An 18185-nucleotide genomic window follows, 5' to 3' on the forward strand; every position below is an offset into this window, starting at 1 on the left:
ATGGCTGTGGCGTTACGGTGCTAGATGTGGCGGAGGTCGTGCTGGGGTGCAACTCGGAGGTCGGCAGACTGCGGGTGGTCATCCTGCACCGGCCCGGCCCGGAGCTGAAGCGGCTGACACCCCGCAACAACGACTCGCTGCTGTTCGACGGGTTACCGTGGGTGGCGAGGGCACAACAGGAACACGACGCGTTCGCTGCGTTGCTGCGCTCGCGCGGTGTCGAGGTGCTGCTGCTCGGTGATCTGCTGACCGAGGCGATCGCCCACAGCGGCGCTGCGCGTATGCACGGCATCTCCGCGGCGGTCAACGCGCGTCGGCTCGGGGTGCCGCTCGCACAGGAACTCTCGGGTTATCTGCGGACACTGCCCGCCCCTGAACTCGCGCGGGTGCTGATGGCCGGGATGACGTTCGACGAGTTGCCCTTCGGGGAGAACGAGCTGTCCTTGGTGCGTCGGATGCATCATGGTGCCGACTTCGTCATCGATCCGCTGCCCAACCTGCTCTTCGCCCGGGACTCGTCGTTCTGGATCGGGCCCCGGGTGGCGATCACGTCGCTGGCGCTGCCCGCCCGGGTCCGCGAAACGTCGCTGACCGACTTGATCTATGCCCACCATCCGCGTTTCCTCGGGGTGCGCCGCGCGTACGAATCGCGGTCGGCGCCGGTCGAAGGCGGTGATGTCCTGCTGTTGGCACCCGGGGTGGTGGCGGTCGGCGTCGGCCAGCGGACCACGCCGGCGGGGGCGGAGGCGCTGGCGCGCAGCCTGTTCGACGACGAGCTGGCCCACACCGTGCTGGCGGTGCCGATCGAGCAGGGTCGCGCCCAGATGCATCTGGACACCGTGTGCACCATGGTCGACACCGATGCGGTGGTGATGTACCCCAACATCGTCGACTCGTTGACCGCCTTCACGATCCGGCGGACCCCGGGCGGGGTGACCATCGACCGTGCGGCCCCGTTCGTCGCCGCCGCCGCCGAGGCGATGGGTATCGGCAAGCTGCGTGTCATCGACACCGGGCTGGATCCGGTCACTGCCGAACGGGAACAGTGGGACGACGGGAACAACACCCTGGCGCTGGCTCCGGGCGTCGTGGTCGCCTATGAGCGCAACACCGAAACCAATGCCCGGCTTGTCGATTCGGGCATCGAGGTGCTGCCGATCGCCGCGTCCGAACTGGGCACCGGCAGGGGCGGGCCGCGCTGCATGTCGTGTCCGGCCGCCCGCGACCCTCTCTAGCCCGTCGCGCCGGAATAGCATTCCCGGCTGTCGATCGGCCTCGAGGACGACCAGGAATGCTATTCCGCGGGAGAGGTACTAGCGCCAGGACGGCAGCCAGATCTGCATGTTCCAGGTCTGCTGGGAGATCGGCAGCCCGGTCAGGATCGGATACAGCCATGCGAAGTTCGTGATCACCAGCGCGACATAGAAACAGACCACCAGCAGTCCCAGAGTGCGTCGCTCGGCATTCTGGCCGCGTTTGTACAGGATGTCGCCGAGGATGAGCGCGATCATCATCACCAGGAACGGCGCCATGGTCGAGGCATAGAAGAAGTACATTTGCCGGTCGATGTCGGCGAACCAGGGTAGAAAGCCGGCGCTGTAGCCCACCAGCAACGCCGCGTAGCGCCAGTCACGTTTCACGAATGCGCGCCACACCGCCCACGCCAGTACCGGGACGGCGATGAACCACATCGCCGGTGTGCCGACCAGCATCACCGCTTTCACGCACGACTGCGCTCCGCAACCGGACACGTTCTCGGTGTCGATCGCATAGAGCACCGGACGCAGCGACATCGGCCACGCCCACGGCTTGGACTCCCACGGGTGGTAGTTGCCGTCGGCGTTGGTCAGCCCGGAATGGAACCGGTACGCCGCATAGGTGTAGTGCCATAGGGAGCGGATGGCGTCGGGCATGGGGACCGCGCTGTCCGGGCCGATCGCGCGGCCGACCTGGTGGCGGTTGATCGCCGTCTCGGACGCGAACCACGGCGCGTAGGACGCCAGGTACACCCCGAACGGGATCAGCACGAGGGCGTAGAGACCGGGAGCGACGTCGCGGCGCAGGGCGCCCAGCCACGGCCGGGGGACCCGGTACTGCTTGCGGGCGGCCACGTCGAAGGCGACCGTCATCAAACCGAAGAACATCACGAAGTACAGGCCGGACCATTTCGTCGCGCAGGCCAGCCCGAGCAGCACCCCGGCGCCGAACCGCCACCACCGCACCCCCAGCCTCGGCCCCCACGGCGTCTCGGCGATCCGGCCCTGTACCAACGCCGCGTGCATCCGCGCCCGGACCTGGTCACGGTCGACGATCAGGCAACCGAAGGCCGCCACCACGAACATCGTCAGGAAGCCATCGAGCAGCGCGGTGCGGGAGGTGACGAACGAGACGCCGTCGGCGATGATCAGCAGCCCGGCGATGCCGCCGACCAGCGTGGAACGGCTGATCCGGCGCGCGATCCGCACCACCAGCAGCACCAGCACGACGCCGCACAGCGCGCCGGAGAACCGCCACCCCAGCGCGGTGTATCCGAACACGGCCTCGCCGAGCGCGATCAGCTGTTTGCCCAGGGGTGGATGGACCACCAGCCCGTAGCCCGGGTTGTCCTCGACACCGCCGTTGTGCAGCATCTGCCACGCCTGCGGGGCGTAGTGCTTCTCGTCGAAGATCGGCGTGCCGGCATCGGTGGGGGAGCCGAGGTTGACGAAGCGGGTGATCGCCGCGAGTGCGGTGAGCACGGCCGTCATCACCCAGCCCTGCATCCGGTCCAGCGGGCCGAAATCGGCCAGCGGCACCAGCGGCGCCGGGCTCGTCACCGGGACCCGGCGCGGGGCTTCGGCGGCGGGGGCGGTCACGCAAGCGATCGTAGGCTGTCAGACATGACCACTGGACGACTGCTCATCGGTGCCACGCCGCTGGGACAGCCGTCGGACGCATCCGTGCGGCTGGTGCGCGCGCTGGCCGGCTCCGACGTGATCGCCGCCGAGGACACCCGCCGCGTGCGCACTCTGGCCACCGCGTTGGAGGTCCGGATCGCCGGCCGGGTGGTCAGCCTGTTCGACAACAACGAGGCCACGAAGGTGCCCGGGCTGGTCGACGACATCCGCAGTGGCGCGACGGTGCTGCTGGTCAGCGACGCAGGCATGCCGCTGATCAGCGACCCCGGCTACCGCCTGGTCTCGGCGTGCGTCGAGCGTGGTCTCCCCGTGCAGTGCCTGCCGGGGCCGTCGGCGGTGACCACGGCGCTGGCCGTCGCGGGGTTGCCGGCCGAGCGGTTCTGCTTCGAGGGATTTGCGCCGCGCAAGCAGTCGGCGCGCGTCACGTGGCTGCAGTCGCTGAGATCGGAGCCACGCACCTGCGTCTTCTTCGAGTCACCGCGAAGACTGGCCGACTGCCTGCGCGACGCGGTCGACGTCCTCGGTCCGCAGCGGCGCGCCGTGGTGTGCCGCGAGCTGACCAAGACCCACGAACAAGTGGTGCGGGGCACGCTGAGCGAACTCGCCGAGTGGGCTGCCGACGGCGTCCTCGGTGAGGTCACCGTGGTGCTGGCCGGTGCGACGCCGGTGGCCGACACCGGCGAACTGGTCGAGCAGGTGCATCGGTTGGTCGACGACGGGATGCGGGTCAAAGACGCGTGCGCGCAGGTGGTGACGGCCAACCCCGGCTCCCCGTCGAAGCGCGAACTCTACGACGCGGTGGTGCGGGCGCGCGGCTGACCGGCGGCGCTGAGCTCGCCGAGGATCGGCGCCGCCTTGTGCAGACACTCCTCCCACTCGCGGACGGGGTCGGAGTCGGCGGTGATGCCGCCCCCGACACCGAGCACCGCGCTGCCGTCGGCGCCGAACTCCACCGTGCGGATCGCCACGTTTAACTCGGCCCCCGCGACCGGCGATGCGCAACCGATTGTCCCGCAGTAGATTCCACGTCGGACGGGCTCCCACCGGGACAGTAGTTCCCGGGCTCGGCCCTTCGGCGTCCCGGTCACCGACGCCGGTGGGAAGGTGGCATCGAGCAACGCCGACATCGGCACCTGGGCGGGCACGCAGGCGGCCACCGTCGACACCAGGTGCCACACCCCGGGGGCGGGCCGCACCGTGAGCAGCTCGGGGACGGTGACCGTCCCGGTGCGTGCGACCCTGCCCAGGTCGTTGCGCACCAGATCGACGATCATGATGTTCTCGGCGACGTCCTTGACCGACGCCCGCAGCGCCGCTGGATCGGCCGTGCGCGGCAGGGTGCCCTTGATCGGACTCGAGGTGACCAGTTCCCCGCGACGGCACAGGAACAACTCCGGGGACAGTGATGCGACCGCGCCCCAACTTCCGGCCAGGTAAGCGGCGCGCGCGGGTGCCGTCCGGGCCACCGCGTCGGCGAAGAACTCGGCGGGATCGCCGTCGACGGTGCCCGTGAACTGCGTGCACACACACGCCTGATACACCTCCCCCGCGGCGATCGCGTCCAGGCAGGCCGCGACACCGCGCTGATGGGCATCGCGGTCGGCGTCATCCCATCTGATGGTTGCGCCGGCCGGCGCTGCCGCGCCGGTGACCGCGTCGCTGATCCACGCGGGAAGCTCTGCGCCGGTGAGGCTTTCGTACCACCAGATCCCGTCGTTGTCGCAGCGCAAAACGCAGTCCGACCATCCGCCGGCGGCCGGGGGCACGCGCGGACCGGTCCCGTCGGCGCCGGCGTCCGGATAGGCGAGGTAGCCGAACCACCCCCCGCCCACCGGACCTTCGCCGGCTCCGGCCGGTACGTCGAACACCTCGGCGGCCGCCACGGGGGCCGCAGCCAACGTGGGGGCGATGACTGCGCGCGACGAGAACCACTCGCCGATCAGCGCCGCCGGCGGGGGCAGGCCCCAACGCGTGGTAGCGGCGGTCAACGCACGCAGCACCGCCGGGGCCTCACCCAGGGAACCGAGCCGGTCGATGCGCACCCGACCAGCCTGACAGACCGATGGTGTCGCCGCGTACCCCTGCCGGCGCAACGGCGGACCTGCTAGCGGCCGATGGTCCGGGGAACCGTGACCGACGCGAGCTTGTCGGGGTTGCGCATCGCGTAGAAGTTGGTGATCTTGCCGTCGAGCACCTCGAAGGTGACCACGCCCTCCAGGCTCTCCCCGAGGTAGAGCACCAGCGCCGGGGCGCTGTTGTAGATCGCCGGCTGCACCCGACCCTGGTCGCCGGCCAGCCGCACGAAGCCCATGACGAGCCGCGCGACGCGGTCGGCCCCCGCGACGGGTCGACGCGCCGCGGAGACCTTGCCGTCGCTGTCGGCGGTCCACACCACATCGGGCGCCAGCATCGCGAGCAGGCCGTCCAGGTCGCCGGTCGCGGCCGCGGTGAAGAACTGCGTGGTGATCTCGGTGGAGACCTTCGCGTCCACGGGCTCGAACCGTCTGCGGCGCGCCTGGACGTGTTCGCGGGCACGGTGGGCGAGCTGGCGGACCGCGGCGCTGGACTTGCCGATGGTCGACCCGATCTCGTCGTAGCCGAATCCGAACACCTCTCGCAACACGAACACCGCTCGCTCGTCCGGGCTCAGCGTCTCGAGCACCACCAGCATCGCCATCGACACCGACTCCGCCAGCAGCACATCGGCCGACGGGTCGTGGTCGGTGAGCAATGGTTCGGGCAGCCACGGCCCGACGTACTCCTCCCGCCGGCGCGACTGTGCGCGTAGCGCGTTGAGGGACTGGCGGGTGACCAGCCGGGCCAGGTAGGCCTTGGTGTCGGCGACCGTCGACAGATCCACCTCGGCCCAGCGCAGGTAGCTGTCCTGCAACACATCGTCGGATTCAGTCGCGCTGCCCAGGATTTCGTAGGCGATCGTGAACAGCAGAGGACGCAGATGGGTGAACCGCTCAGCGTGTTCGTCGTCGCGCGGCAGGCTCATGAGACGGCCGCCGCGACCTGCCCGGCCCGGTCCGGTCCGGGCCGCAGCGCGTAGGTGCCCGGCTGTTCGGCCTCGGCAGCCAGCCATTTCAGCGTGTACCGGCACACCTGTTCCTTGATCAGCGCCCCGGCGCGGCCGCCGATGTAGAGCGGCAGCGGGGTGTCGTCCTTGCGCTGGATCTGCAGGGTGCCGCCGCGCCGGCCCACGCTGATGCACTGTGCCGACATGGGCACCGAGGCCTCGGCCGGCCGCGTTCCGGCGATACGGGCCAGCACGGTCTCGGCGGCGTGCGCCCCCAGCGGCAGACTGGCCTGGCAGCTCATCCGGTACGGCAGTGCCGACGGGGCGGCGGCGTCGCCGGCAGCGACGATGTGGTCGTCATCGACACTGGTCAACGTCTCGTCGGTGACGAGTCGGCCGAGCGCATCGGTGGTCAGGCCGCTTGCGGCCGCCAGCCCCGGCACGCCGAAGCCCGCGGTCCACACGGTCACGGCACTGGGCAGGCGGCGGCCGTCGGCCAGCGTCACGTGGTCGTCGCTCACCGATGCGACGGTCTGTTCGATCATCCGGACACCGAGCTTGCGCAGTTGCCTGACTACCGAACGCCGGCCCGGTGCGCTCAGCGACGGGCCGACCGCGGTGGCGACGAGGGTGACCTCGCGCCCTGCCCCGGCGAACTCCGCGGCGGCCTCGATGCCGGTCAAGCCACCGCCCACCACCACCATCGGCGCGGTGTCGGCGACGTCGTCCAGCCGCGCCCGCAGCCGCTGCGCCTGCTCCAATTCACTGATCGGATAGACGAATTCACCGCCCGGGAGCGACTGGGCCACCGCGCCGGTGCTGCCGATCGCGTACAGCAGGTAGTCGTAGGCGACAGCGTCGCCGGAGGCCAGCTCGACCCGCCGGTTGGGCGCGTCGATCGCGGTGGCCGTGTCGACCACCAGGGTGACGGCCGGGTGCAGGACGGTCCCGAAGTCGGCGACGGCGTCGTCGTTGCCCGCCGCCAACTGGTGCAGCCGGATTCGTTCGACGAACTGCCGGCGGGGATTGACCAGGGTGACGTCCGCGTGCGGGGCGAGCCGGTTGGCGGCCATCACGCCGGCATAACCGCCGCCGACGACGACGACGCGGGGCTGGTGGTTCATGGCGATCTCCTCGGGTCATCCGGCGGGCTGATCCGCCGGTCTGCCCCCAAGACACCGCGCACGTCCAGAGTGTGACACCTCGCCGTCGATTGTGTCGCAGGTCACTGCCGACTGAGGGTGCGCGGAACCGAGAATGCGGTCAGCTTGTCCGGATTGCGCACGCCGTAGAGGTTGGTGATGTGCCCGTCGCACTCGATCAGGAGAAGACCCTCGAACGCGTTACCGCGATGAATGGCGAGCGCGGGCATAAAGTTGCATGTCGTGACCTCGAGACGGGCGTCGGGCGTATGGCCGACGAAATGGAAGAACTTCCGCAACAGCGCCGCCACCTTCCGGTCACCGACGATCGGCCGGCGCGCTGCGGTGGCCTTGCCGCCGCTGTCGGCGGTGAACGTGACGTCGGGTGCCAGCATCGAGACCAAACCCTCCACCTCGCCGGTCCGCGCGGCGCGCAGGAACTGGTCGGTGACCTGGGTGGTCCACGCGCCGTCGGCGGGTCCGAAGCGTCGGCGTCGCGCGTGCACATGTCCCCGGGCGCGGTGGGCCAGTTGGCGCACCGCCGCCACGGACTTGCCCACCGCACCGGCGATCTCATCGTGGTCGAAGTCGAAGACCTCGCGCAACACGAACACCGCGCGCTCGTCGGGCGTCAGCGTCTCCAAAACCACCAGCATCGCGATCGACACCGACTCGGCCAACACCACGTCGCTCGCGGCGTCCGTGTCGTCGAGCTGCAACGGCTCGGGCAGCCATGGGCCCACGTACTGCTCGCGGCGCCGGGTTCGGGCGCGCAACGCATTGAGTGCCTCGCGGGTCACCAGCTGCGACAGATAGGACTTGCTGTCACGCACCGTCGACAGGTCCACGTCGGCCCAGCGCAGATAGCTGTCCTGCAGCACGTCGTCGGATTCTGTTGCCGATCCGAGGATCTCGTAGGCGATCGTGAACAGCAGCGGCCGCAGGTAGGTGAAGTGCTCGGCACGTGGGTCCTGCGGGGACGTCACGAGCTGCCCGCGGTGACCCAGTCGGCGGACTCGGGCCTGCGGGCCTGCTGACGCAGCCCCCAGAGCGTGCCCTTGCACACCGCTTCTTTGAACGCCGCCGCGAGACGACCGCCGAGGTACAGATTGAGTGGGGTCTCGTCGCTGCGACCGAACTGCAGGATGCCGCCGCGGCGGCCCACACTGGTGCACGAGTTGCCGAGGAACCTGCTCCTCGCCGCTACCGGTTGGGTCCCCGCGATCCGCCGCAACACGGTGTCGGCGGCCTGCGGGCCCAGTTGCGACGCCGATGCGCAACACATGCGCAGCGGCCCGGTCGACGGCGCGGCGCAGTCACCGGCCGCGACGATGCGGCAATCGTCCACGCTGGTCAGGGTCTCATCTGTGCGGAGGCGACCGATAGTGTCGGTGGACAATCCGCTGGCCGCGGCCAGTTGGGGGACCGCGAAGCCGGCGGCCCACACGGTGACGGCGGTCGGACGTACGGCTCCATCGGCGAACACCACCGCGTCGGGACGGACCGCGACGACTGTGTCAGCGGCGAGCACCACCACGCCGAGCCGCGCCAACGCCCTACCGACCGAGCGTCGCCCGCGCTCCGACAATGCCGGGCCGAGTTGCCCACCGCACACCAACGTCACGTGACGGCCCTGCTCGGCCAGCTCGGCAGCGACCTCGATGCCGGTCAGCCCGCCGCCGACGACGGTCACCGGTGCGTCCGGACCCAGCGTGTCGAGCCGCTCGCGCAGCCGCTGCGCGTGCTCCAGTTCCGCGACCGGGTAAGCGAATTCACCGACGCCGGGCACCGACGGCGGTGCCGCTGCGGTACTGCCGACCGCATAGACGAGATAGTCGTAATCCAGGGCAGGGCCCGACGCCAGGTGCACCGCGCGCGCCCGCCAGTCGATGCGCGTCGCGGTGTCGACGACCAGTCGGACGCCCTCGCTCAGCAGGGTCCGGTAGTCGACGGCGGCGTCATATTCGCCGGCCGCCACCTGGTGCAGCCGGATCCGCTCGACGAATGCGGGGCGGGCGTTGAGCAGCGTGACGTCGGGCATCGGCCAGTCGCCGCGCATCCGCAGTCGATTGGCCGCCAGAGTTCCGGAATAGCCGCCGCCGATGACGACGACCTTGGGAGGGGTGTTGTTCTCGGTCATGCCCTCTTGGACACCGACCGCCCACCGATCGTGACAGATTGTGAGCTAGGTCACTACACTACGCCGAGCGCCAGCATCGCGTCGGCCACCCGGATGAACCCGGCGATGTTGGCGCCGACCACATAGTTGCCGGGCTGGCCGTACTCGTCGGCGGTGACCAGGCAGCGGTTGTGGATGCGGCGCATGATCTGCTCGAGGCGCATCTCGGTGTCGGCGAAGGTCCACGAGTCGCGCGAGGCGTTCTGCTGCATCTCCAGCGCACTGGTCGCCACGCCACCGGCGTTGGCGGCCTTGCCCGGCGCGAAGATCACCCCGGCATCGGAGAACTGCTTGATCGCGTTCGGCGAGCACGGCATGTTCGCGCCCTCGGCAACGACGCGGCACCCGTTCTTGATCAGCGCGGCGGCTTCGTCACCGTTGATCTCGTTCTGCGTGGCGCACGGAATCGCGATGTCGCACGGGACTTCCCAGACGTTGCGGTTCTCGACCAGCGACGCGGTGCTGCCGCGCATGTCGGCGTAGTCCGACATCCGGCCCCGGCGCACCTCTTTGATCTCCTTGAGCAGCGTCAGGTCGATGCCGTTCTCGTCGACCACGTAACCGCTGGAGTCCGAGCAGGCCACCACTCTGCCGCCGAGTTCGTGGATCTTCTCGATCGCGTAGATCGCGACGTTGCCCGACCCGGACACCACGACCTTCTTGTCCTCGAAGCTGTCCCCGGACGCGTTGAGGATCTCGTTGACGAAGAACACCGTGCCGTAGCCGGTGGCCTCGGTGCGCACCTGGGACCCGCCCCACGTCATGCCCTTGCCGGTGAACACACCGGACTCGTAGCGGTTGGTGATGCGTTTGTACTGGCCGAACAGGTAACCGATCTCCCGCGTGCCCACGCCGGTATCGCCGGCAGGCACATCGGTGTACTCGCCGAGGTGCCGGTAGAGCTCGGTCATGAACGACTGACAGAACCGCATGACCTCGCCGTCGCTGCGGCCTTTGGGGTCGAAGTCCGAGCCGCCTTTGCCGCCGCCGATGGGCATGCCGGTCAGCGAGTTCTTGAAGATCTGCTCGAAGCCGAGGAACTTCACGATGCCCAGATACACCGACGGGTGGAATCGCAGGCCGCCCTTGAACGGTCCGAGTGCGGAGTTGAACTCCACCCGGAAGCCCCGGTTGATCTGGACGACGCCGTTGTCGTCGATCCAGGGCACCCGGAAGATGATCTGGCGCTCCGGCTCGCACAGTCGCCGGATCACCGCGGAATCGACGTAGTCCGAGTGCTTCTCGACCACCGGGCCGAGGCTGCTGAGCACCTCGTAGACGGCCTGGTGGAATTCGGCCTCGCCCGGATTGCGATGGGCGACTTCGTCATAGACGTATTGGAGTTTTGTGTGGAGGTCAGTCATCTCATGTCGTTTGATAGCGGGGAAATACGCCGGATGGTGCCGGCAGTTCGATACCGGGGATGAGCCGGGTGGCCACCGCGGTGAAGGTGCGCTGGTCCGTGGACTGGCCCAGCAGGTCGAGCATCTTGGTCATCGACTCCGGCATCACCGGCTGGCTGAGCAGCGCGGCGATGCGCACCACCTCCAGTGTCGTGTACAGCACCGTGGCGAACCGGGCCGGATCGCTCTTGCGCAGCACCCAGGGCTCCTGCGCGGAGAAGTAGCGGTTCGCCGAGCCGAGCACCGCCCAGATCGCTTCGAGCGCAAGGTGCATCGCGGTCGCGGCATAGTGGGCGCGGACCCGGTCCAGCAGCGCGTCGGCCTGGGCGAGAAGCGTCAGGTCGTCGGCGCTGAACTCGCCGGGTTCGGGTACGACGCCCTCGAGGTTCTTGGCCACCATCGACAGCGAGCGCTGTGCGAGGTTGCCGAACTCGTTGGCCAGATCGGCGTTGATGCGCCCGATGATGCCGTCCTCGCTGTAGCTGCCGTCCTGACCGAACGGCACCTCGCGCAGCAGGAAGTAGCGCAGCTGGTCGACGCCGAAGGTGTCCACCAGATCGTTGGGGTCCACCACGTTCCCGACCGATTTGCTCATCTTCTCGCCCCGGTTGAACACGAAGCCATGGGCGAACACCTTTTTCGGCAGTTCGATGCCGGCCGACATCAAGAAGGCGGGCCAGTAGACGGTGTGGAAGCGGATGATGTCCTTGCCGATCATGTGCAGGTCGGCCGGCCAATAGCGTTGGAAGACCTCAGAATCGGTATCGGGGAAACCCACGCCGGTCAGATAGTTGGTCAGCGCGTCCACCCACACGTACATCACGTGGTCGGGGTGGTCGGGGACGGGCACGCCCCAGTCGAACGTGGTGCGCGAGATCGACAGATCGCGCAGCCCGCCGGAGACGAAGCTGATCACCTCGTTGCGCCGCACCTCGGGCTCGATGAACTCGGGATGTGCGGCGTAGTGGGCGAGCAGGCGGTCGGTGTAGGCCGACAGCTTGAAGAAGTAGGTTTCCTCCTCGGTCCAGGTCACCGGGGTGCCGGTCTCGGTGGCGACGCGGACGCCGTCGTCGCCGACGGTGGTCTCCGCCTCGGTGAAGAACCGTTCGTCGCGCACCGAGTACCAGCCGGAGTACTTGTCGAGGTAGACGTCGCCGGCGTCGACCATCCGGCTCCAGATCGCTGTGGACGCCGCGTAGTGGTCGGCATCGCTGGTCCGGATGAAGCGGTCGAACGAGATGCCGAGCTTCTCCTGCAGCCGCTGGAAGACATCGGAGTTGGCGCGGGCCAGCTCGGCGGTCGGCACGCCCAGTTTGGTCGCCGTCTCGGCCATCTTGAGCCCGTGTACGTCGGTGCCGGTCAGGAAGCGCACGTCGTAGCCGTCGAGCCGCTTGAACCGTGCGATCGCGTCGGTGGCGATGTACTCGTAGGCGTGTCCGACGTGCGGGTCGCCGTTGGGGTAGGCGATGGCCGTGGTGATGTAGTAGGGCTCGCTCATGACCACCTCACCCTAGAGTGTGGGCCGTGAGCTCCCCTAAACAGCAGCGGCGCGAGCCGCCGCCTCTGCCGGAACCCCTCACACCCCTGATCGACGCCCACACCCATCTCGACGCGTGCGGTGCCGTCGACGCTGCCGATGTACGGGCGATCCTGGACCGCGCCGCGGCCGCCGGCGTGTGCGCGGTGGTCACCATCGCCGACGACCTGGACTCGGCGCGCTGGGTCGCCGCGGCCGCCGACTGGGACGAGCGGGTCTACGCCGCGGTCGCGCTGCACCCCACCCGCGCCGGCGCGCTGACCGACGAGGCCCGCGGCGAGATCGAGCGGCTGGCCGCGCACCCCCGGGTGGTCGCGATCGGCGAGACCGGCATGGACCTGTACTGGCCGGGGCGCCTCGAGGGCTGCGCTGATCCGGCCCAGCAGCGGGAGGCGTTCGCGTGGCACATCGACCTGGCCAAACGCACCGGCAAGCCGCTGATGATCCACAACCGGGACGCCGACGACGCAGTGCTGGACGTGCTGCGCGCCGAGGGTGCGCCGGAGAATGTGATCTTTCACTGTTTCTCGTCCGGTCCGGGGATGGCCCGCTCGTGCGTCGACGCCGGCTGGCTGCTCAGCCTGTCCGGGACTGTCAGCTTCCGGAATGCCCGTGAGCTGCGTGAAGCGGTGCCGCTGATCCCGCCGCAGCAGTTGCTGGTCGAAACCGACGCGCCGTTCCTGACGCCGCACCCCTACCGCGGTGCGAAAAACGAGCCCTACTGTCTGCCCTACACTGTTCGAGCGCTGGCCGAGCTGCTGAACCGGCCCGCGCAGGCGATCGCCGAAGAGAGCTCCGCAACCGCGGAGCGGGTCTACGGTCTGGCGAGTTGCCGAACGTAGACCTTTTCGTTACGGTCCTGTGACCGAAAATGACTGGCCGTCGCCGCCTCTGTGCGCTGGTCGGGGATAGACGACATTGTGAATGCTTTGACCAAACTGCACCACTCCCGCTCGCCGTTGCTGAGAACGGTGATTGCAGCGCTTCTGCTCGCACTGGCATTCGCTGGTGCCACTGCGGTGACGTCCCACAAAACGGTCACACTGACCGTTGACGGCGCGTCGATGACCGTACCGACGATGAAGTCGCGCGTCATCGACGTCGTCACCGAGAACGGCTTCGAGGTGGGTGAGCGTGACGACCTGTACCCGGCGGCCGACACCCCGGTGAACCAGTCCGACACCATCGTTCTGCAGCGCAGCCGGCCGCTGGAAATCTCCACCGACGGCGGTGGCAGCGAGCAGGTGTGGACCACCGCGGCGACGGTCGACGAGGCTCTGGCGCAACTCCGGATGACCGACAAAGCTCCGCTGGCCGCGTCCCGCGGCAGCCGCGTTCCGCTGGCCGGAATGGCACTTCCCGTGGTCAGCGCCAAGAATGTGCACCTCGACGACGCCGGCCAGGTCCGTTCGGTGCGACTCGCCGCCCCCAACGTCGCGGCCTTGCTGGAAGCTGCGGGGGCGCCACTCCAGCAAAGCGACACCGTCGAGCCGGCACCCGCGTCGCCGATCGTCGAAGGCATGCACATCAAGGTCACCCGGGTGCGCGTCGCGAAGGTCACCGAGCGTCTGCCGCTGGAGCCGAACCACCACCGTATCGAGGACGAGACCCTGAACAAGAGCCGTCAGATCGTGGAGGATCCCGGTGCTGCCGGCGTGCAGGACGTGACGTTCTCCGTGGCCACGGTCAACGGCGTCGAGACCGGCAGGTTGCCAGTAGCCAATGTCGTCGTCACTCCGGCCCGCGATGGTGTGCTGAGGATCGGTGCGAAGCCGGGTACCGAGGTGCCGCCGGTGACCAACGGGGCGGTCTGGGACGCGCTGGCGGGCTGCGAAGCAGGAGGTAACTGGGCCATCAATACTGGCAACGGTTATTTCGGTGGCGTGCAATTTGATCAAAACACCTGGGAGCGCAACGGTGGTCTGAGGTATGCTCAGCGAGCGGATCTGGCAACTCGAGAAGAGCAGATCGCGATAGCTGAAGTAACCAGGGCGCGCCAGGGCTGGGGGGCGTGGCCGACATGTAGCGGGAGGATCGGTGCGTCGTGACCATACGGCTGCTCGGGCGAACTGAGATTCGGCATCTGGCAAAGTCGATTGACTTCAGGCCGCGAAAATCGTTCGGCCAGAATTTCGTTCACGACGCAAACACCGTGCGTCGCATCGTCTCCGCCTCCGGCGTGAACCGAAATGATCACGTCCTGGAGGTCGGCCCCGGGCTCGGCTCGCTGACCTTGGCGCTGCTCGACCGCGGCGCGAAGGTCACCGCCGTGGAGATCGACCCGGTGCTGGCGCGTCAGCTGCCCATCACCGTCGGCGACCACTCGCACAGCGAGATCAACCGGCTCACCGTGCTCAATCGCGACATCCTGACGTTCGAGCGTTCGGAGATGACCGAGGAGCCGACCGCGCTGGTGGCCAACCTCCCGTACAACGTCGCCGTGCCCGCGCTGCTGCATCTGCTCGCCGAGTTCCCCTCCATCCGCACCGTCATGGTCATGGTGCAGGCCGAGGTCGCTGAGCGCCTCGCCGCCGAGCCCGGCGGCAAGGACTATGGCGTGCCCAGTGCCAAGGTGCGTTTCTACGGCAACGTGCGCCGGTACGGGATGGTCTCGCCGACGGTGTTCTGGCCGATCCCGCGGGTCTACTCCGGTCTGGTCCGCATCGATCGGTTCGAGACCTCGCCGTGGCCGGCCGACACCGAGTTCCGCGATCAGGTGTTCGAGCTCATCGACATGGGCTTCGCGCAGCGGCGCAAGACCGCCCGCAACGCGTTCGCCGAGTGGGCCGGCTCCGGCAACGAGTCCGCCAGCCGGCTGTTGGCGGCGAGCATCGACCCCGCCCGTCGTCCGGAGACGTTGGCCATCAACGACTTCGTGCGCCTGCTGCAGCGCTCCGAGGACTGGCACATCGTCCCCAAGCCCGAGCCCGCAGCCCCCGCCGAGACGGTCGCCGACGGCGAGGACGCGCAGGTTTCGTCGCACTGAACCCGTCGACGCGGGCAAGTGCTGAACCCGACCTTGCGGCGCGCACGCGTGCACACCGGTGGCGTTAGTGTCGTGCCGTGACCGTGGGTGAGGGCAGTACGGCAACCGACTGGGTGACCACCGGGTCGGTGACGGTCCGCGTCCCGGGCAAGGTCAATCTGTATCTCGAGGTCGGTGACCGCCGCGACGACGGCTATCACGAGTTGGCCACCGTCTTTCATGCGGTGTCGCTGTTCGATGAAGTCACGGTGACCACCGCGGACCTGCTGTCGCTGGAGGTGACGGGGGAGGGCGCCGACGAACTGCCCACCGACGAGAGCAACCTGGCCTGGCAGGCCGCTGTGCTGATGGCCGAACACGTCGGCCGGGCACCCGACGTCGCGATCGCGATCCAGAAGGCCATCCCGGTCGCCGGTGGCATGGCCGGCGGCAGCGCGGACGCCGCGGCGGTGCTGGTGGCGATGAACGAACTCTGGGAGCTGGGGGTAGCGCGTCGCGACCTGCACACCCTGGCCGCGCGGCTGGGCAGCGACGTGCCGTTCGCGCTGCACGGCGGGACCGCGCTGGGGACCGGCCGCGGGGAGAATCTCACCACGGTGCTGGCCCGGGACACCTTTCACTGGGTGCTGGCCTTCGCGCCGGGCGGGTTGTCGACCGCCGAGGTCTTCGCCGAGATCGACCGGCTGCGCGCGCAGGAGCAGCGGCACCTGCCGGCGCGGCTGGAGTCGCCGGAGCCGGTGCTCTCGGCGTTGGCGTCCGGCGATCCCGCGCAGCTGGCTGCGCTGCTGGGCAACGACCTGCAACCCGCGGCACTGAATCTCGATGCGTCGCTGCGGCGCACGTTGCGCGCGGGCGTCGACGCCGGCGCTCTGGCGGGCCTGGTGTCGGGCTCCGGTCCGACGTGCGCATTCCTGTGCGCGTCGGCCGACGCGGCAGTGCGGGTCGGGGCTGAACTGGCCGGCGCGGGGGTGTGCCGCACCGTCCGCGTGGCCAGCGGTCCGGTACCCGGGGCGAGGGTGGTGCCGGGGACATCGCCGGTGGCCTGACGGCGCCTGAGCGGTACCGGCGACGGTGTGACACGCAACTCAAAAATCGCTTGCGTTTGGCAGCTACTTAAGAGTTGCCTAAGATGATCGACGGTGAGTGCCAGCGGTCGAGCAGTGGACGCAGTCAGCTTGCCCGCCGTCGGTGACGGTGGGCGGCGTGCTGACGGCTCCCCTTCATCTGACCTGGCCTTCGGGATATCACCGATTCGAGACACAACCGCTCCCCAATTGTTTGCGCGCCGTCGCGACAAGACCGCTGGTCAGGCGGAGCATGGCAAATGGGCATGTGCACCGGGGCAGATGTCGACGAGGAGGTCGTCGTGAGCAGGTTCACCGAGAAGATGTACGCCAGTGCCCGGAACAGTTCGCGGGGCATGGTGACAGGGGAGCCGCACACCCCGGTGCGGCACACCTGGGCCGAGGTGCACGAGCGCGCCCGGTGCATCGCCGGTGGACTGGCTGCGGCTGGAGTGGGGCTGGGCGACGCCGTCGGCGTCCTGGCCGGGTTCCCGGTCGAGATCGCCCCGACCGCCCAGGGTCTGTGGATGCGCGGCGCCAGTCTGACGATGCTGCACCAGCCCACCCCGCGCACCGATCTGGCGTTGTGGGCCGAGGACACCCTGACCGTGATCGGCATGATCGAGGCCAAGGCCGTCATCGTGTCAGAGCCTTTCACCGTGGCCATTCCCGTGCTGGAGGAAAAGGGCATCACGGTGCTGACGGTCGATCAGCTGTTGGCGTCCGAGCCGATCGACCCGATCGACGTCGGCGAGGACGATCTGGCGCTGATGCAGCTGACGTCGGGGTCCACCGGGTCCCCCAAGGCAGTGCAGATCACCCATCGCAACATCCGGTCCAACGCCGAGGCGATGTTCATCGGCGCCGAGTACGACGTCGACAAAGACGTGATGGTCAGCTGGCTGCCCTGCTTCCACGACATGGGCATGGTCGGCTTCCTGACCATCCCGATGTATTTCGGCGCCGAACTGGTCAAGGTCACGCCGGTGGACTTCCTGCGCGACACACTGCTGTGGGCCCGACTGATCGACAAGTACAAGGGCACGATGACCGCGGCCCCGAACTTCGCCTACGCGCTGTTCGCCAAGCGGCTGCGCCGCCAGGCCAAGCCGGGCGAGTTCGACCTGTCCACGCTGCGGTTCGCGCTGTCGGGCGCCGAGCCGGTCGAGCCGGCCGACGTCGACGATCTGATCGACGCCGGCAAGCCGTTCGGGTTGCGCCCCGAAGCGATCCTGCCCGCCTACGGCATGGCCGAGACGACCCTGGCCGTGTCGTTCTCGCCGTGCGGCGCCGGTCTGGTGGTCGACGAGGTGGACGCCGACCTGCTGGCCGCGCTGCGCCGCGCCGTACCCGCCACCAAGGGACACACCAAGCGGCTGGCCACCCTGGGCCCGCTGCTCAAGGATCTCGAAGCGCGCGTCATCGACGACCACGGCAACGTGATGCCGCCCCGCGGCGTCGGCGTGATCGAGCTGCGCGGTGAGTGCGTGTCGCCCGGCTACATGACCATGGGCGGGTTCATCCCGGCCCAGGACGAGCACGGCTGGTACGACACCGGCGACCTCGGTTACGTCACCGAGTCCGGGCACGTGGTGGTGTGCGGTCGCGTCAAGGACGTCATCATCATGGCCGGCCGCAACATCTATCCCACCGACATCGAGCGTGCTGCGGGCCGCGTCGAGGGGGTGCGGCAGGGCTGCGCCGTCGCGGTGCGGCTGGACGCCGGACATTCGCGGGAGACCTTCGCCGTCGCTGTCGAGTCCAACAACTGGCAGGACCCGGTCGAGGTACGCCGCATCGAGCATCAGGTGGCGCACGAGGTGGTCGCCGAGGTCGACGTGCGGCCGCGCAATGTCGTGGTGCTCGGCCCGGGCAGCATCCCGAAGACCTCCTCGGGCAAGCTGCGCCGCTCGACCTCGGTGTCGCTGGTCACCTAGCCCGCCGAACCCCGGCGG

At 68.9% G+C, this 18185-nt stretch carries 15 protein-coding genes; 7 read left to right on the forward strand and 8 right to left on the reverse strand.

The features are described from left to right. The first annotated feature begins 26 nt into the window (after window positions 1-26). Complete coding sequence (arcA, locus tag G6N31_RS26395; RefSeq protein ID WP_098002729.1) at window positions 27-1235, forward strand: arginine deiminase; 1209 nt, start codon at window positions 27-29, stop codon at window positions 1233-1235. Window positions 1236-1313: 78 nt separating this feature from the next. On the opposite strand, the gene G6N31_RS26400 is transcribed toward arcA, so the two are convergent. Continuing rightward, window positions 1314-2855, reverse strand: a complete 1542-nt coding sequence (locus tag G6N31_RS26400) for a dolichyl-phosphate-mannose--protein mannosyltransferase (RefSeq protein ID WP_098002730.1) — start codon at window positions 2853-2855, stop codon at window positions 1314-1316. 24 nt (window positions 2856-2879) lie between these two features. Here G6N31_RS26400 and rsmI point away from each other — a divergent pair, with 24 nt between their 5' ends. Further along, window positions 2880-3716: a 16S rRNA (cytidine(1402)-2'-O)-methyltransferase gene (rsmI, locus tag G6N31_RS26405; protein ID WP_098002731.1), complete on the forward strand. Its 837-nt coding sequence runs from the start codon at window positions 2880-2882 to the stop codon at window positions 3714-3716. On the opposite strand, the gene G6N31_RS26410 is transcribed toward rsmI, so the two are convergent. From G6N31_RS26410 to metG, 7 genes are all read right to left on the reverse strand, one after another. Next, window positions 3686-4939, reverse strand: a complete 1254-nt coding sequence (locus tag G6N31_RS26410) for an aminodeoxychorismate synthase component I (protein WP_098002732.1) — start codon at window positions 4937-4939, stop codon at window positions 3686-3688. The genes rsmI and G6N31_RS26410 overlap by 31 nt on opposite strands. Window positions 4940-5001: 62 nt before the next feature. Then, window positions 5002-5898, reverse strand: a complete 897-nt coding sequence (locus G6N31_RS26415) for an RNA polymerase sigma-70 factor (RefSeq protein WP_098002733.1) — start codon at window positions 5896-5898, stop codon at window positions 5002-5004. Continuing rightward, complete coding sequence (locus G6N31_RS26420) at window positions 5895-7043, reverse strand: NAD(P)/FAD-dependent oxidoreductase (RefSeq protein ID WP_098002734.1); 1149 nt, start codon at window positions 7041-7043, stop codon at window positions 5895-5897. The genes G6N31_RS26415 and G6N31_RS26420 overlap by 4 nt, the downstream gene beginning before the upstream one ends. Before the next feature lie 101 nt (window positions 7044-7144). Continuing rightward, window positions 7145-8047, reverse strand: coding sequence for an RNA polymerase sigma factor SigJ (gene sigJ / locus G6N31_RS26425; protein ID WP_098002735.1), 903 nt, complete (start codon window positions 8045-8047; stop codon window positions 7145-7147). Then, window positions 8044-9201 carry an NAD(P)/FAD-dependent oxidoreductase gene (locus G6N31_RS26430; RefSeq protein WP_098002736.1) on the reverse strand — a complete coding sequence of 386 codons (1158 nt, stop codon included), beginning with the start codon at window positions 9199-9201 and terminating at the stop codon, window positions 8044-8046. Before G6N31_RS26430 ends, sigJ begins: the two co-directional genes overlap by 4 nt. A gap of 53 nt (window positions 9202-9254) precedes the next feature. Then, window positions 9255-10604: an NADP-specific glutamate dehydrogenase gene (gene gdhA, locus G6N31_RS26435; RefSeq protein ID WP_098002737.1), complete on the reverse strand. Its 1350-nt coding sequence runs from the start codon at window positions 10602-10604 to the stop codon at window positions 9255-9257. A gap of 1 nt (window position 10605) precedes the next feature. Further along, on the reverse strand, window positions 10606-12141 hold the full coding sequence (gene metG, locus G6N31_RS26440) for a methionine--tRNA ligase (protein ID WP_098002843.1): 1536 nt from the start codon (window positions 12139-12141) through the stop codon (window positions 10606-10608). A gap of 17 nt (window positions 12142-12158) precedes the next feature. Between metG and G6N31_RS26445 the strand changes: the two genes are divergently transcribed. The 5 genes from G6N31_RS26445 to G6N31_RS26465 all read left to right on the forward strand — a co-directional run bounded on the left by G6N31_RS26445 (window position 12159) and on the right by G6N31_RS26465 (window position 18167). Then, window positions 12159-13022 carry a TatD family hydrolase gene (locus tag G6N31_RS26445; RefSeq protein WP_179964243.1) on the forward strand — a complete coding sequence of 288 codons (864 nt, stop codon included), beginning with the start codon at window positions 12159-12161 and terminating at the stop codon, window positions 13020-13022. A 78-nt stretch (window positions 13023-13100) separates the two neighbouring features. Then, window positions 13101-14228: a resuscitation-promoting factor gene (locus tag G6N31_RS26450; RefSeq protein WP_098002739.1), complete on the forward strand. Its 1128-nt coding sequence runs from the start codon at window positions 13101-13103 to the stop codon at window positions 14226-14228. Continuing rightward, entirely contained in the window at window positions 14225-15166 is a 942-nt protein-coding gene (gene rsmA / locus G6N31_RS26455; RefSeq protein WP_098002740.1) for a 16S rRNA (adenine(1518)-N(6)/adenine(1519)-N(6))-dimethyltransferase RsmA, read from the forward strand. Before G6N31_RS26450 ends, rsmA begins: the two co-directional genes overlap by 4 nt. 83 nt (window positions 15167-15249) lie before the next feature. Next, window positions 15250-16212, forward strand: a complete 963-nt coding sequence (locus G6N31_RS26460; protein WP_420090436.1) for a 4-(cytidine 5'-diphospho)-2-C-methyl-D-erythritol kinase — start codon at window positions 15250-15252, stop codon at window positions 16210-16212. 320 nt (window positions 16213-16532) lie between these two features. Then, entirely contained in the window at window positions 16533-18167 is a 1635-nt protein-coding gene (locus G6N31_RS26465; RefSeq protein ID WP_098002844.1) for a fatty acyl-AMP ligase, read from the forward strand. Window positions 18168-18185: the final 18 nt, after the last annotated feature.

Source organism: Mycolicibacterium duvalii (assembly GCF_010726645.1).
Taxonomy (GTDB): domain Bacteria; phylum Actinomycetota; class Actinomycetes; order Mycobacteriales; family Mycobacteriaceae; genus Mycobacterium; species Mycobacterium duvalii.